The organism is Chitinophaga sp. XS-30 (genome assembly GCF_008086345.1).
Classification (GTDB): domain Bacteria; phylum Bacteroidota; class Bacteroidia; order Chitinophagales; family Chitinophagaceae; genus Chitinophaga.
Map to the genome: position 1 here is coordinate 4,709,613 of NZ_CP043006.1, position 15,072 is coordinate 4,724,684.

The 15,072-nt window shown below is 49.9% G+C and carries 16 protein-coding genes; 7 read left to right on the forward strand and 9 right to left on the reverse strand.

Annotated elements, in window-relative coordinates:
- The first annotated feature begins 722 nt into the window (after positions 1-722).
- The gene (locus FW415_RS19080) at positions 723-1,184 is read left to right on the forward strand and encodes a hypothetical protein (protein ID WP_148388234.1); all 462 of its coding nucleotides are present in this window, start codon (positions 723-725) and stop codon (positions 1,182-1,184) included.
- A 267-nt stretch (positions 1,185-1,451) separates the two neighbouring features.
- On the opposite strand, the gene FW415_RS19085 is transcribed toward FW415_RS19080, so the two are convergent.
- A complete protein-coding gene (locus FW415_RS19085; RefSeq protein ID WP_246858809.1) occupies positions 1,452-1,730 on the reverse strand; it encodes a YegP family protein in 279 nt (92 codons plus the stop codon).
- 213 nt (positions 1,731-1,943) lie between these two features.
- The gene (locus FW415_RS19090) at positions 1,944-2,204 is read right to left on the reverse strand and encodes a SymE family type I addiction module toxin (RefSeq protein WP_148388236.1); all 261 of its coding nucleotides are present in this window, start codon (positions 2,202-2,204) and stop codon (positions 1,944-1,946) included.
- Between the two features lie 202 nt (positions 2,205-2,406).
- Between FW415_RS19090 and FW415_RS19095 the strand changes: the two genes are divergently transcribed.
- A complete protein-coding gene (locus FW415_RS19095) occupies positions 2,407-2,739 on the forward strand; it encodes a helix-turn-helix domain-containing protein (protein WP_168208893.1) in 333 nt (110 codons plus the stop codon).
- A gap of 72 nt (positions 2,740-2,811) precedes the next feature.
- Positions 2,812-3,069 (forward strand): hypothetical protein, encoded by a 258-nt coding sequence (locus FW415_RS19100; RefSeq protein ID WP_148388240.1) that lies wholly within the window; start codon positions 2,812-2,814, stop codon positions 3,067-3,069.
- Between the two features lie 134 nt (positions 3,070-3,203).
- Here FW415_RS19100 and FW415_RS19105 read toward each other — a convergent pair whose 3' ends face one another.
- Positions 3,204-3,425 carry a hypothetical protein gene (locus FW415_RS19105; RefSeq protein WP_146866322.1) on the reverse strand — a complete coding sequence of 74 codons (222 nt, stop codon included), beginning with the start codon at positions 3,423-3,425 and terminating at the stop codon, positions 3,204-3,206.
- A gap of 297 nt (positions 3,426-3,722) precedes the next feature.
- On the opposite strand from FW415_RS19105, the gene FW415_RS19110 reads away from it, so the two are divergent.
- From FW415_RS19110 to FW415_RS19125, 4 genes are all read left to right on the forward strand, one after another.
- Positions 3,723-4,466: a hypothetical protein gene (locus tag FW415_RS19110; RefSeq protein WP_148388242.1), complete on the forward strand. Its 744-nt coding sequence runs from the start codon at positions 3,723-3,725 to the stop codon at positions 4,464-4,466.
- A 47-nt stretch (positions 4,467-4,513) separates the two neighbouring features.
- Positions 4,514-4,702, forward strand: a complete 189-nt coding sequence (locus FW415_RS19115; RefSeq protein ID WP_246858810.1) for a hypothetical protein — start codon at positions 4,514-4,516, stop codon at positions 4,700-4,702.
- 170 nt (positions 4,703-4,872) lie between these two features.
- The gene (locus FW415_RS19120) at positions 4,873-5,352 is read left to right on the forward strand and encodes a hypothetical protein (protein WP_148388247.1); all 480 of its coding nucleotides are present in this window, start codon (positions 4,873-4,875) and stop codon (positions 5,350-5,352) included.
- A 73-nt stretch (positions 5,353-5,425) separates the two neighbouring features.
- Positions 5,426-5,815 (forward strand): lipocalin family protein, encoded by a 390-nt coding sequence (locus FW415_RS19125; protein WP_148388249.1) that lies wholly within the window; start codon positions 5,426-5,428, stop codon positions 5,813-5,815.
- Between the two features lie 60 nt (positions 5,816-5,875).
- On the opposite strand, the gene FW415_RS19130 is transcribed toward FW415_RS19125, so the two are convergent.
- The 6 genes from FW415_RS19130 to FW415_RS19155 form a co-directional block, all read right to left on the reverse strand.
- On the reverse strand, positions 5,876-7,012 hold the full coding sequence (locus FW415_RS19130) for a TlpA disulfide reductase family protein (protein WP_148388251.1): 1,137 nt from the start codon (positions 7,010-7,012) through the stop codon (positions 5,876-5,878).
- Positions 7,013-7,047: 35 nt separating this feature from the next.
- On the reverse strand, positions 7,048-7,986 hold the full coding sequence (locus tag FW415_RS19135; protein ID WP_210420737.1) for a discoidin domain-containing protein: 939 nt from the start codon (positions 7,984-7,986) through the stop codon (positions 7,048-7,050).
- A gap of 16 nt (positions 7,987-8,002) precedes the next feature.
- Positions 8,003-9,373 (reverse strand): RagB/SusD family nutrient uptake outer membrane protein, encoded by a 1,371-nt coding sequence (locus FW415_RS19140; RefSeq protein ID WP_148388253.1) that lies wholly within the window; start codon positions 9,371-9,373, stop codon positions 8,003-8,005.
- Positions 9,374-9,384: 11 nt separating this feature from the next.
- Positions 9,385-13,002 carry a SusC/RagA family TonB-linked outer membrane protein gene (locus tag FW415_RS19145; protein WP_148388255.1) on the reverse strand — a complete coding sequence of 1,206 codons (3,618 nt, stop codon included), beginning with the start codon at positions 13,000-13,002 and terminating at the stop codon, positions 9,385-9,387.
- 149 nt (positions 13,003-13,151) lie between these two features.
- Positions 13,152-14,345, reverse strand: coding sequence for a FecR family protein (locus FW415_RS19150; protein WP_148388257.1), 1,194 nt, complete (start codon positions 14,343-14,345; stop codon positions 13,152-13,154).
- Between the two features lie 105 nt (positions 14,346-14,450).
- Positions 14,451-15,041 (reverse strand): RNA polymerase sigma factor, encoded by a 591-nt coding sequence (locus FW415_RS19155; protein WP_148388259.1) that lies wholly within the window; start codon positions 15,039-15,041, stop codon positions 14,451-14,453.
- Positions 15,042-15,072 lie beyond the last annotated feature (31 nt).

Below are 15,072 nucleotides of genomic sequence, written 5' to 3' on the forward strand. Positions count from 1 at the left end.
CAAGCTCCCGGAATTGTGATCCTCAAATAGCCGAGAACAGTGAAGGCAGGAAACTATATTACCGATTAAGCTAACTTTATTGTAGCTCAATAATTATTTTTAGTTCATTGCATTTGGAATTCACGTGTAATAATATGGGAATTAAATATTTAGATATAAAGAATTCCAGGGTCATTGAAAATATGTCTCTTCGTCTCAATCCCGGTTTACAGTTGCCATTGGTGATAACGGAACGGGCATGATCGGTAACATAGTCGACAACATGGTCGGTAACTCACAGGTCCTCCTTATGCGCTCTATCAGTACTTATGACCGACCAGACGAAGGCCTTTGAACCTCCTTTTCCTCACCAAGTACGGTATCACTAAACCACATTGAGCCGCTTTACTTCATCCGGCACTGCGGAGGATGGTGGCGTTTTAAAGTGAATCCGCTTCCAGCCAACGGTTCCTGAAACTACTTGTATAAGTTCCATTGCCTTATACCTGCTCCTGTATCGATACCGCTCTTTTGTTTCAGGAGATCATGGCTAAAATATGGCCGGTCCCGTTGCGCCAATTGTAGTTCATGAGCCGATTATTCTCCCTATTCGGCTCAAATATTGACGAAAAATGAGCCGAATAGCTCAAATCCATCTCCCATATAACCCATATCACACAAAAATCCCCCCTAACCCCAGCAATAAAATCCTTTTCTTTACATTACCAAAAAAACCTATACATATGAAAACCAGATTTACCAGGCCCGGCCTGCTATTTATCCTCCTTACCATGCTGGCTATAGCCTGCAAAAAGAATGACGACACCCCCACCCTGCGGCAAAAAAACCTGAAACTGATCATGAACAAGAACTGGGTGCCCGTTTTTTACGGCTACGACTTTAACGACGATGGTGTTTTTGACAGGGATATCATGGCCGGGGAGAACGCTCTTGCTGACTGCCAGATGGATGACCATTACGTGTTCATGACAGACAGCACTTTTGATATTCTTCCCAACCAGGTCACCAACGGCTGCGGAACCGGCGGCGGCCCCTTTTCCTGGGGACTGGGCGCCAACGGGATAGATTTCGACTATCCTCCATACGCCGGGGAGGTAGTTACGCTCACCGATTCCACTTTCCAGTTTTATATCCTGAATGAGGAGTCGGAAAAGCTGTATTTCGAATTTGAACGCTTCGAATAGATAGAAAGTATTGATATCGCCGGGCATCCGGCCCGGCGATTATCCTTCAACATAAAAATCAATCCGTCACCAGGTCAGATTCCCTGCCACCCTCAATTATCACAAAACTCCTGCGCCTCATAATCATCCCCTTCAAACAAAATCACCGACACAATAACATGATCGCCCTGGTACTCCTTAAACAACACATTGGCGCGCAATCTATCTCAGGTAAATACTACAGTTTCTCATCAATATCCGCCATCGGCGCGTTTTCCATAACAGACGTTATTCCATTGTCCCTGCCTGCGGGGTCTCGTACATTTCACTGGTACCGATCACCTGACCATTGGAAGCCTTGAGCGTGAAATAATGCTTGCCATTGGCAGAAACCTTCTTTTCGTATTTCCCTTCATCAGTGGAATTTGCTTTTACTGCAGCAACTCCATTGTGACAGTTTGCTTTGGCGGTATAGCCTTCGCTGACCAGGATAGTTTCGCCGTTATCCGCTTTTAGAACAAACTGGAATTCGCCATTACTGCGCGTAGAAATAATAAATTTTCCCATAACAATGTTTTAGGGGTGAACAATAAAATATCAATCGATAATCCAAGAAGATCAATAATTTGTTGCCGAGGGTGAATGCCTCAGGTTGATATGCATATAATTATTTTAAGAAAACTTGTATCAGGTCTTCGGTGTGCTTACGAGGTTCAAACATATTGCAATATAAAAATAACACAGCAACTGGCAATCGTTTTGACAAAAATATTTGGGGGCTTACGCGATGCGCTCCCCCACTTCATCTACCATATATTTTTCCACCACTGCCCTTTTTTCTACCCGCCAGGAGTTCTTTGTTCTTTTCACTACAAGGCGCCCGTTTTCTACATCTATCTCCACGATATCCCCTATGCAAAACCCCGCTTTCTCAAACCATTTGCCAGTTATCCGCAAAAAAGGAATGGCCGCAAGCCTGCCGTCCCGGTTTTCAACTTTACGTGAAATTGTGATAAGCCGTTTCGTTTTATTGTTTTCCATAATGTACTTATTTGTTTATTAAAGGTACATATTAATATATAAATAAACAAGCCTTATTTGTTCACAAAATAAACTTTTAGGTCATTAAATATCAATTCAAATAACTCCATAAATCAGATATGTATAATTAAATATCCATAAATATGATTTTAGTAAAATGGCTTTTTGCTTACCTTTGGCTCAACCACAAATCACCAACAATATGACATTCGGACACCGGCTCTCCCAGATCAGAAAAGGAAAGGATATCAGGCAGGAAGAACTGGCCAACATAGTTGGTACAAGCAAACACATGATCAGCCGCTACGAACGCGACGCCATCAGCCCCTCCATAGACATGGCCGCGAAGATCGCCAAAGCCCTCAACACCTCGCTCGACAGCCTCGTATTCGGCATAGACCTCCTCAACGATACCCGCCCCCTCACCACCAAACTCCAGGAAATAGAAACACTCCCGGCTGAAGACATTACCCACATCCTCGCAGTTATAGAAGCATTCATCACAAAAAATCGATTGCAACAAATTCTGAAATAAAAAACCCGCTGCTTGCTAAACATTTAGCAGCATTTACTGTTAACCCCTGTAAACCAAAATCCATTAAAAAAGATGAAGAAAATCATCCTTGTATTATGCCTGAACATCATTGTACCTTCAGGCCCCTTCTTCCTTTTCCTGGAAATCAATAAATCCCTTCACAAAAAAAGAAATGCAAACTTCCCCATTATCGCACAAACACTTTGGTGCACCATCGCTGTTTCCCCCCTCTTTGTCATTCACAGGATAGGAGAAAAAAGACGGATCATACCGCTCTGGTGCGCACTCATCATTCTGCTGGCCATCATCCTCAGCTCCAATAGAAAATAAACCGGTAAGCATATACGAATCCCCCCAGCCGCGTTAAATCAGTACCGGTCACTTTTCGTATCTATGGGTATACCATGGATATGCCATGGATGATCCATGGATAATCTATGGGTAATCCCCGGGTTTGATACGGGTTAACCCCGGAGCTGCCGCCTTACTTCATCGGCATTCAAACCCTTGTGCGCACAAAACTCCTCGATGGTGACGAACATATCCTTCGTCTTGTTCAGCTTTACACGGATCTGATGCAGGATCTTCCTGGCGGTGCGTTCCGCCACATCTGCGATCTGGGCGACTTCTTTTGCGTGGATGACCAGCTTTGCAGCTGCAAGGAAGTAACATTCCATGATTGTCATAAGCAAATGCATAGAGATTTCCATATGCAGGGATTTGCAGGGTTAAGCTTAGAACAGGGTCAAATATGGTTGATGAATATACGAAATTTCCTGTTTTCATGTGTCAAAAACGGCATATTCGGCATATTCGGCACATCCGGCACGGTGATTTTGAAACGATCATTTTGCGTGCGAGCTTTGCATCATCGGTACCGGAACATAACAGACCGGAAAGACGTCGCCGGGATGTTATGATGAAAGGCTGAACGGATGCTGGCCTTCAACAGCGTCCATTTACTTCTCTTAAATCTTACTACAATGGCTAGACAAATAGGTCTGATGCAACTGGAAGGCGCTGTTGGCAACGTGGTGTTCTACCACACCAAAGAGGGCAACTTCGCCCGCCAGAAACCTGCAGGCAGAAAAACCATCAGCGAGCGCGTAACGGAAAACCTGAGCGAGTTCGCACGCGCAGCACAAGCGGGCAAGCTGATCCGCCGCTCCTTCGCGTCGATCATCAACGACATCGATGCGCCGGCCCTCACCAAACGGCTCTCGTCCCAACTGGGCATGATCCTGAAAACGGATACCGTGAGCCCGCGCGGCCTGCGCAATTTCGTGGAGGCGGACATGGAGCTGCTGGAAGGATTTGAGCTGAACGACAGCAAAGCCCTCAGCACCGCGCTCAAAGTGCCGTACACGACTACCATCGACCGGGAGACCGGGAGCATGAAGGTGGTGATCCCCGCCCTCAACCCGTCCAAACTGATCGAAAGCAGCGAAGCGGCGACGCACTACAAATTTACACTGGCAGGCGCATCCATCAACTTCGGGAACCAGGATCATATCACGGCATCTATCGACTCCGGCATGCTGGTGATCGCGAACGAGGTCAACCCATCCCTGGAACTGGAGGTACTGGCGCCGGTGATTGGCGATAGCACCCTGATCCTGGCATTGGGACTTTCCTTCTATCAGCATATGAATGGTATTGACTACGAAGTAGGCGCCAAGCTCAGCAACGCGCTTTCCTTCGTGGCGGTATCAGACAGCGCTGCCTGATCTTTCATCATCTAAAACGGAACACTATGGGCATTAAAGAGCGATTCATGTCAAAAACGCCCCCATTCTTCCGTAAGCTCCGCGCCATTGGCTTGTCGTTAATAGCAGCGGGTGGTGTATTGGCCACTACACCCGAAGCTTTGCCGGAGATCGTTATCCGCATCGGCGGATACCTGATCGTAGCCGGCAGTGTGATGACGGCTGTAAGCCAGGCGGTGGTGAAAGGCGAAGAATAGGAAACACAACGCCCCGGGGGTTCCCGGGGCGTTTGTTGTAAAAAGCACTATATTAGATAGATTAAATACCTTGACCTGTGGTAGATTTTGTAACTGTGCTGCATGTATGTAAGACTGCTATATGCTGAAAGCCGGAAAATAATATCAACGCATCAAACTACCCGATACCGATGGATCAACAACAAACTATCTTTGACGAAGATTTCGACAGGCAGATTTCTCCCCGACGCCGTGACATCCTGCCCATGTGGCTGACCATCTACATGTGGTGCATTATTGTTTTCAGTATAATTTTCTTTATCTGGTCGGCCTTCTTTGCACCAGACTACAGCGCTAGTGATCCGGAAGCCCTGGATCCGCAAAACGGCTCCGGATACCGCCTTGGTACCGTTATCGGAAAATTCGTACCAACGGCAATGTTTACGCTAATGGGCCTGCTTGTCTGGCTGGAAGCTAAATGGGCTATCAGATACAATTGGGTCTTTGCTTCCGTCTGGACACTTTTAATCGTATATATGATAGCGCTTTGGGGCTTACGTGGATTATTCGCTGGAATACTGATGCCCGTCTTTATTCCGTACTGGATAGGCTTGTTCCTCATACAACGGAAATGGGAAAAGGAGGCTGTATCAGGCAGGAGCATGCGGTAAACGTTATCACCACCACTTTGAAAAAAATAATTTACATGCTAATATTACATCCATGATACGACACCTTACCGTAATGTTTTTTATCATCTATGCGGCACTGGTTCCCGCCGCCCCTGTCTGTGCCCAGGAGAAAAGCGATAAAACTTTCAAAGCACTGATCTGCAAAGAATGGAAGTTGAAATTCTATGAAGAAGACGGGGAAAAATTTCCGCCCGCTCCCGATCAAAGTGGGGACAGGATGTTCTTTTATCAGGATAATACCGTAAAATCCATTGAACAAAAGAAAATACAGCATGGTACGTGGGCATATGACGAGGTCAAGAAAATATTAACGGTAGTGGATAACGAGACAAAAGAAAAAGCGACGTTGAAGGTTATTGCACTAGCGCCGGACAAGTGTGTACTGGATTATAAAGACCCTGAGGGCAGTGTTTTAAGGATGCACATGGTACCTGTTAAGTAAAAAAAGGCGCCTCCCGCTTAACTGCACAGGAGGCGCCTTTTATATCATTCCCGAAAATTATTACATCGGAATTATCTCACCCAGTTTCTTCTCCAGTTCCTCTCCACGGAGATTCCGCGCAATGATCTTGCCGGAGGGATCTATCAGGAAGTTGGTAGGAATGGCCGTAACCCCATACATCACCGCAGCCTTGCTTTTAAACCCTTCCAGGTCAGACACCTGCGTCCAGGGCATACGGTCCTGTTTCACGGCGCCCAGCCAGGCCCTTCTGCCGTCTTCATCATCAAGCGATACACCCAGTATGGTGAAATTCTTTTCCTTGTATTTGTTATAAGCCTTCAGCAAATTCGGATTCTCCGCACGGCAGGGTTTGCACCAGGATGCCCAGAAATCTACCAGCACGTATTGACCCCGGAAATCGGAAAGACTAACGGCTTTCCCGGTGGTATCCTTCTGGGTAAAGTCCATCGCCATCACACCCGTTTGGGTTTTCTTGCTGGTTGCAATAACGGCGGCCATCTTTTTCCCGGCGGCGGATTCCCGCAGGCTGGCGGGGAAGCGTGCAAACTTCACTGCTGCCGTATCAGGATTGAAATTGTAGCCCAGTTCCAGCTCCTGAAAGGTAATCAGGGATATATAGGAGTTGGGATGTGTTGCGATGAATGCCCGGTTAACACTGTCGTATCCGGCCTGCGTTGTCCGCATTATTTCTCTTATAGGCGCCAGGAAAACACTGTCTTTACGCTGTTCAGGTGTGGCGGCATTATATTTGGCCATCAGCTCTTTGGCGCTGTCGCGGTAAGGCTTCTGCAAGGCTTTGAGCGCCCTGTCATCATCATTTGTGGCAGAACCTTTAACCTCGGCGCGTTGCACATATTCGTCCGCAGTTACGGTAATGCTGGCATTCTCTATATAAAAATAGAGGGCATCACGCTCTGCGTTCCTTGGCCGGCTAACGGTATCGTGCTTTAAGGTGAGCACCGCCATTGTGGGAGAAGCAAGCACCCCGGTAAAGGTGAAACTGCCTTTCCGCAGTACTACAGAATCTATGACGTCGTTGCCATCATTTTTATAATTCAGGTAAGCTTTTGCAGGAGCATCCAGCGTACCGACCTTTCCATGGATAGTAAACTTCTTTTGCGCCAGCAGGCTTAATGGAAGGCAACAGACTGCTGTCAGGATCATACTTTTTCTCATCTCTATATCTATTTTCTTTATTGAAGGGAATAATGTTATGGCACCAGCGATATGCCGCTGATAAATATGGCTTCATATGCCGAAGCGTATTTAACGGATGCCAGTGCGGTAAAACGCAGGTGCCGGGCGGTGGTAAGACCTACATCGAGCGTCTGCATATTATCAGCGATGTTGCCCTCAAACACACCTTTATCTGTCCAGCTAGTACCATCCATGCTCGTCTCTATCCTGATGGAGGTGGGATAGCCACCCTGGGCGGGATAGTTCAGCAGCGGGGGCAAATAGTAATTCACGGCCGTGAAGGTTACATCGCGGTTAAAATTGATGGAGATCCACTGCGGCATTTGCTGCGTGATATTACTGGTCCAGTAGGTCGTGAGGTCATTGTTGTCCAGGATATTGGCGGCGGCAAATGCGTTGAACACGGAAGATACCCCATTGATCGTCCAGCCGGTTTTACTGATAAACAACGGCTTGCCGGTTTTGAACACCAGGTACACTACCCTGTTGGTGGCAATACCGTCCGGATTGCCGTCCACCGACGCAATGACCACCGGCAACACATAAGTAGAATACTCTGTCAGCTTCGTTTGCAGCCCGATGTTCAATTCCGCGTCCTCGGAAACCGGGGAACCGGCGGCAATGCGGGTGGTGGATTTGTAGAACAGCCAGGAAGTGGCCGGCAGCAGCAGCGCATCACCGTATTCGGCGCGGTATGCCGTGATCCTGGTGGTGTCCACAGCAAAGCTTACCCAATGGTCCGCAGACGATGTGTTGCCGGACAATACCGCTTTCAACCCGATCACCATAGCGGAATCCTTCAGGATGGAAACGGGCACCTGTACGGTATCTTTATCAGCAGGCAACTGAAACGAAATGCTGCCTGCCGGTAATACAACCGGGCCGTTTTCCTTGCGGCATGCGGCCAGCAGCAAAATGAACGAACAAAATATATAGCTATAAATGGTACGCATTGTCTGATTTTTTTGGTTATGGGTTCTGTTGCATATCAGGATGGAAGCGCATAACCTGTATCGGTATCTGCAGGGTATAACGGTCGCTGTGCGGTGGCAGGGTGGCGATCACATTGCCCTGCGCATCGTACCGCACAACTTCATCCATCCTGTTCTCCTTGTCCAGGCGCCGCATGTCGAACCAGCGCAGCCCGCAGAAAGGCAGCTCGTGGCTTCTTTCCAGCAATACTTCCTGCAGTACCTCTTCCCGGTTGGTGGATTCGAAACGCACATAGCTGGCGACGGGGAACCTGTTCTTCCGCACATCGTCCAGCGCCTGCAGGGCTTCCGGCAGGTCGTTGGCGCGCGCGGCGCATTCCGCGATGATCAGTTTCATTTCCTGCACGGAGGTGCCGGCGTTGGTATAGTACAGCGTGTGGCTGAAGACTGGTGGGAAGTACGCGGTGGCGCCTCTGGTGGTAAAAGTGTAGCCATCGGTATTCTGATAAAACATCCTGATACGGAGATCATTGCCGGCAAAAGAACGCATGAAATCCAGGTCTGCCCCCACCTGGCCGAGGACCATCCGGCCATAAATAACATCCGGATGCGTGCTGAGCAGGTTCGTTGAAGGAAGCGGCCCATTGAAATCGATCATCTCTGTCTTGCCCATCGTCAATGCCAGTGCTGCATTCTTCCGCGCCTCCGCATAGTTCCGGGCATAAAAATATACCCTGGCCAATACGCTGTAGCCCGCTGACATGGATCCCCGGGACCGGTTGGCACTGTTATCTACCGGCAGATCGGGAATGGCGGCATTCAGGTCGTCGATGATGTGCTGGTATATCTCCGCAACGGTGCTCCGCCCCGGTACGTCCTGCGTAACATCATTGGAAGTAACGAAGGGCACTGCCAGGTCTTCGCCGGCCGTAGCGGAATCATAAGGTTTGCCGTACTCGTTCACGAGGTAGAAGTATTCCAGCGCACGGCCCAGCAAGGCTTCCGCCTTCAGGCTTCGCTTCTGTCTGCCGGTGGCGGATATGGCGTCATCTATTCCCAGCAATACCGTGTTGAATTGATTGATCCGGGCATAATGCTCTCCCCAGAAAGCAGTAGCCGCATTCAGGTCTGTGGAGAACTGCGGCGCCCAGGTGTAGATCAGCTCATGGAGCAGCTTGGGAGGCGTATTGATGGATGCAATATCTGCATTATCGCCAAAATAGTTTGACCAGCAGTATGGCTCCCCGGACCCTCTTGCAAGCAGCTCATCGTTCAGCCACTGGTCATAGTCCGCGGCGGTGGACAGCAGTTTCTTCCCCTTGGGTGTCACATCCAGGTATTTGTCGCATCCCGTAAGCACAACGCTGCCAAGCGCCAGCTGAATAAGAATATATTTAAAGTGTTTCACGCTCGTACAATTTAAAAGTTGGTAAAAATGCCGACGGTGTAAGTAGGCGTCAGATAACGTTTGAGGTAGCTACCGGTGGCCATGCTGTAGTTGTATTCGTTCAAACCAACCGTCAGCAGGTTGGAAGCCTGGCATTTCACCTCAAAATGACTGAAGCCGGCTTTCCTGATGAACGCCGCATTATCAAAGCTGTAAGAAACCGTCAGATCGCCCAGGGTAATATAATCTCCGTTTACCACGTATTTGTCAGCATAGTTATACGGATTGAGGGCGGTGGCATTGGCATATCCCGGCAGCGCCATCACATCTGTTGTCAACTCATCACCAGGAGCTTTCCAGTAAGTGCCTGCGCCTTCCTGCGGCCTCAAAGACGCGGGATTAGGCCGGGGCACCCTTACCTTGAATCCGCCATAATAGTTGATCATGCAGAAAACATAGAAGTTGCCGATATCTACCCGGTTGCTCAAACCTGCGTTGACGGTAGGAATGGAAGAGCCCATGTACATCGTAAGGCCCGAAGTATCGCTTTTCATTGCCAGTGCCGTGGGGGTGGAAGAACCTCTCTTGTCCGTATGATAGGCCTCCCCTTTCGTATTCAGCACCAAAGGATGCCCTGTACTGTCAAGCCCCCCGAAGCGGTAAGCGAATAATGCGCCCACGGGATAGCCTTTTACGTATCCCAGTGCATTCAGGGTCTCGGGATTATAATCGCCGTTCTGGAACACCTCCAGCACCTTGCTGCTGTTGTGCGCCACCACGATACCCGTGTTCCAGTTGAAATTCCGTTTGGTGATCCAGTCTGCATGCACACCCACTTCTATGCCCCTGTTGCTGATAGTGGCCGTGTTGATCAGTGAAGGGCTCACGCCGATAGTAGGATCGATCTGCGCGTTGCCCAGCAGATCTGTACTTTTTCTCGTATAATAATCAACGGTACCGGTGATGTTCTTGAAAATATTATAATCCAGGCCGATATTGAAGTTGTTCGTCTGCTCCCAGCGCAGGCTGCTGTTGGCGTAGGAAAACAGCCTGAGCGAAGGGCTGGCGGGTGAAGTGTACGGATTCATCGCTGCCTCTGCGATCACCTGGGGAAGCGACATCTTCGCCACATTTCCGTTGAAGCCGTAGGCCATACGCAGCTTGAGCAGGTTGATCCAGGAAACGTCCTGCATAAAGTCTTCCCTGTTGATATTCCATGCCGCGCCAACAGACCAAAGCGGCTTGTATTTGTATTTGGGATTGGTACCGAAGAGGTTGGACTGGTCTATACGCATGCTGCCGGTAAGCGAATAGATATTTTTGAAAGAATATACAACGTTGGCATAGGCTGATAAGAATCTGTCTTCGGCATACGCCTGGTTAAACAGGTTTTCGTATGCATCCTGGCCTTGAAAAGGTTGTGTCAGCCCGAAAGAGCCTCTGACTGCCCCGGTACTGATGGAAGCAAGGTCCGCCGGTTGCTGCAGCAGCGTTTCATCATTATAGCCAAAATAGCTGGCCAGGTTGCTTTTTTCTATCAGGTTCCTTACTTCCCCACCCAGTATCGCGTTAATGGAATGCCGGCTTCCGATCCTTTTGTTGTAATTCAATTGTGCGCGGGCAGTATAGCTCGATGTAGAGGAGGACTGCTGCTGGAGATATCCGCCCCTGGGTATGTTGTATTTGAGCGTTCCGTCAGGGTTTACGGTAACATAGGCATTCACATTCCGCCTGGCTTCAGAAGAAAGCTCCGAGGCCAGGGAGCGCCAGTCCGACTTGGAAGTTTCATAGATGCCGCCGAACGACAGGTCAAAACCACCACCGATCATATAACTGAAATTGGCCATAATCCTGTTATTGATGGTACGCGTTTTATCCCTGATCTCGTTCACGTCTACCAGGGGGTACGACAACTGGTCATACAGCCCCCGCGCTACCAGTACATCATTGTAATAAGGTGAAATACCGTCTGCTACAATATAGGACGGATTGCCGTTCACATCCTGGAAGCGCTCGTAGGGAGCTATCGAAGTGATGGACGGAACGGGTGCGCTGTTAAAGTTCAGCTCCTGGTAATCCGTTGTCAGCTCCAGGGAAAGCTTTTTGGAGAACCTCAACGTGCTGCGGGCGCTGAGCAAGGTCCTGTTGTTATCGTTATTTTTATTGGTCTGCCGGTTGCGTGTATGGTTCGCCGTGATGTAATACAGCGCGTTGCCACTGCCGCCGGAAACGTTCAGGTTGTAGGTTTGTGTGACCGGGGAACGAAGGAACAACCGGCTGTAGTCGTCCGTATTGTCGTAGCTGTACAGGTCGGCCATCGCTCTCGCCGCCTGCTCATCCGTGATTATTTTTGCTGCCTGCTGCGCCAGGATTTGAAATACCCGGTTGCGGGGAAGCGTGCTGTTGGGCGTATGCAACTGCTCCCAGGCGCTTTCGGTGACGCTTGGGCCGTTGACGGCTTTCTGGTAATTGACAACAACGGCAGAGGCACTGTCCTCCCACCGGTAACGGCTGTAATTCTCTTTAGGCCTGATACCGGTAGTGGCCCTGAAGGCGAATTTCGGTTTGCCCAGCGAAGCCTGCTTCCTTTCAATGACGATCACGCCGTTGGAAGCCCGCACGCCGTACACCGTGGCAGCGGCGGCGTCTTTAAGAATGGTCACGGACTTGATCTCGTTCGGATCGATCATATCCAGCGTCAATTCCGTAGGATAACCGTCTATCACGATCAGCGGGCGCTGATTGGCGGACATGGTGCTGATCCCCCGGATGTTGAACAAACTCCGGGAGGAAGGTAAACCGTCCGGGCCCGTGCTTGTAAAGGACACATCATTGTTGATCATGAGACCCGGCAACCGGTTCGTCAATCCATCCAGAAAGTTGGTGCTGATCCGGGATTCATATTCTTTCGTGCTGATCCGGGAAACAGCGCCGGTGCTTTGTTCCGGGCGAATGCGCTGGTAACCGGTATTGATCGTCACCTCTACGTCAGACAATGTGGTAACTGTGGGCAGCAATGAAATGGTCAGGCTGTTTGAGGAGAGCATAGCAGCGGTAACCTCCACTGTTTTCGTTTCAAATCCCACATAGGAAATCGTCAATACATCTCCTTTTTCAACATCCAGGCTGAGCATGCCCCTGGCGTCTGTAACGCCTGATACCCTTTTGCTCCTGACGGTCACGGAAGCGCCCGAAAGCGGTTTTCCGCCCGGGTCGTTCACCAGGATGGTAATGGCCGCAACGGGATTTTGCGCTTCGGGGATAAATGGCGATGCCGGAGCCGGTGCGGATGCGGATATCGTAATGGTCTTGCTGGCAATGGCATATTTAAGCGGCTGGCCGTGGAGAATAACGGCCAGAAAGTCCCGCAGGTCCATATGCTCTGCCGATACCGTAACAGGTTTGGTGCTTTCCAGTGTCTTTTTGGTATAGAGGATAAAGTAGCCCGTTTGCTTTTCAACGTCAGCGAATATCTTTTCCAGCGAAACCTTTGTGCCGGAAAAGGTCACCGTCTGCGCCGAGCTTCTGGCGCTGGCGTCCAATAAAAAAGCTGTCAGCAAGATCATCGTGAGCTTCATTACCAGAAGATTTTTGGCAAGGTTACGGCGCCTCCCCCGGGCGGCCAGATAACCATAAGCGATTTTTTGCATAAATTGCATTGGTTTTGGTTGTAAAGAAAGTGTACTAGTCATATTCCTTCGAAACGATCCGAACTGTTTGGCCGCTACGACTGCAACTCGTGGCGGCTTCTTTGTTCAGACAGGTTTGGGGTTATTCTGGTTGGATTTATCACTTGTTATCAGGAACCGGATATCAACAATTTCCGGTCCTGCAGGCTGGCATTGATCCCGAAATTCTTCAGGAAGCCTACTACATCGGACAGCTGTACATTCCTGTCCATTTTCCCTTTAAATGTAACGTCAGGTACCGTTCCTTCGTAGATCACCTGTATATCGTACCATCTTTCCAGTTGACGCATCATTACCGGCAGATCAACATCGTTGAAGTCAAAATACCCGTTCTTCCAGGCCATTGCCTGGCTGATGTTGACGTTGTTCACCACCCTCACAGGCTTGCCCGCGGCTACCTGCGCCTGCTGGCCGGGTTTGAGCATCTGCCGGTCGTTATTCGCATTCACCCGGAGCGAACCTTCCACCAGTGTTGTTTTGACCGCCTGCTCCTGCTCATAGGCATTGATGTTGAAGCTGGTGGCCAGCACCTCAATTACAGTACTGTTGTTTATTTTAACGATGAATGGTTTGGCTTTATCCTGCTCAACGTCAAAGAAAGCCTCGCCGCTGATCTCCACAACCCGCTCCCTTCCGGTGAAGATGGTGGGATATTTTATGGTGCTGGCCGCGTTCAGCCACACTTTTGAGCCATCCGGCAACACCAGCTGAAACTGGCGGCCCCTGGGTATCTCCAGTGTGTTGTAACTGGCCTGCATGCCATTATCCGTAGTATGGTACTCCAGCAATCCGTTTTTCAGCACCACGTCCGTTCCCCGCTGGGAAGCCACTACACCGTTGCCCAGGCTGTCCAGCACTACCTTTGTGCCATCGGCGAGGGTAAGCACGGCGCCATTGGTGCCCGGGGAGACCGTGGCCTGAGCCAGCTGCGCGGGCGCTGCCGCCTGCTGATCGCGGGTGATGCTCCAGAGATAAGCGCCTGTTCCCGCTAAAATGAGCACCGCGGCGGCATAGCGCCACCAGCGCCTTTGCAGGAAAGGCGTCATGCGAACTACTTTGGGAGCGGAAGGTTGGGCAGACCGGAGGATACGTTTGGTCATTCGCTCCGCGAACTTCCGGCGGAAGGCTTCGGGCCAGATGGCAGTGTCTGCATACTGCCGGTAGTTTTGCCACAGATAGTCCGCTACCTCCGGATCAAGATCATCCCTTTCAAACAATCGAAAAAAGGCCTCTTGTTCAGCGGCAGACAACAATCCCCTGTTATGCTTCGCTATCAGGTCGGCTATAGGCTGTTTCTCATGCATATTCAACGCTTTGCAACGGCCGCACGAAGCGGCACATACCTATAGACACCCTGAAAGGAGAAAAGCGGCAACAACCGTAAAAAAAAATTTAAACAGCCCGCCCGGCTATATTGCCGGCAGGCAAAGCAGCAAAATGACAGGAAGCGGGTCTACTGCATGCCGGTGCAGGAAATCCCTGATCTCATTAATAGCGGAGACCAGGTTCCAGCGGACGGTGCGGGTGGCGATCCCTAATGCCTGGGCCACCTTTTCCTGGCTTTCGCCCTCCAGGTGGATCATGGTGAAAACAGCGCGTTTCTGGTCCGGCAACTGCTGAATGGCTTTATCCAGCAGGATGCGCAGCTCCTTGTTCTCCTGCTGCTGATCGGGGGTTAACAGATCGGGGATATCATCGGCCTCACCAAGCTCAAACTTCGCACCGGCGCGCCGTACGGCATTGATCAGGAAATTTCTGCTTACCGTGAAAAGATACTTGTCCCAGTTCTCTACCTGCTGAAGCTTGTCACGCTTCTGCCAGATCCTCATAAAGATATCCTGTACCAGTTCTTCCGCCTGGTGCCATGATTTGATGAAAGTAAGGGCATGGAAAAATACGCGCTCCGAGTACAGGTAGATCATTTGCTCAAATGCCTGTTCATCTCCCCGGGATACCCGCAGCAGCAGTTCGTGTTCACGATTTGATCGGCTTTCTGACAATAATTATCAGCATTTTGGCTTGAACTGCAAG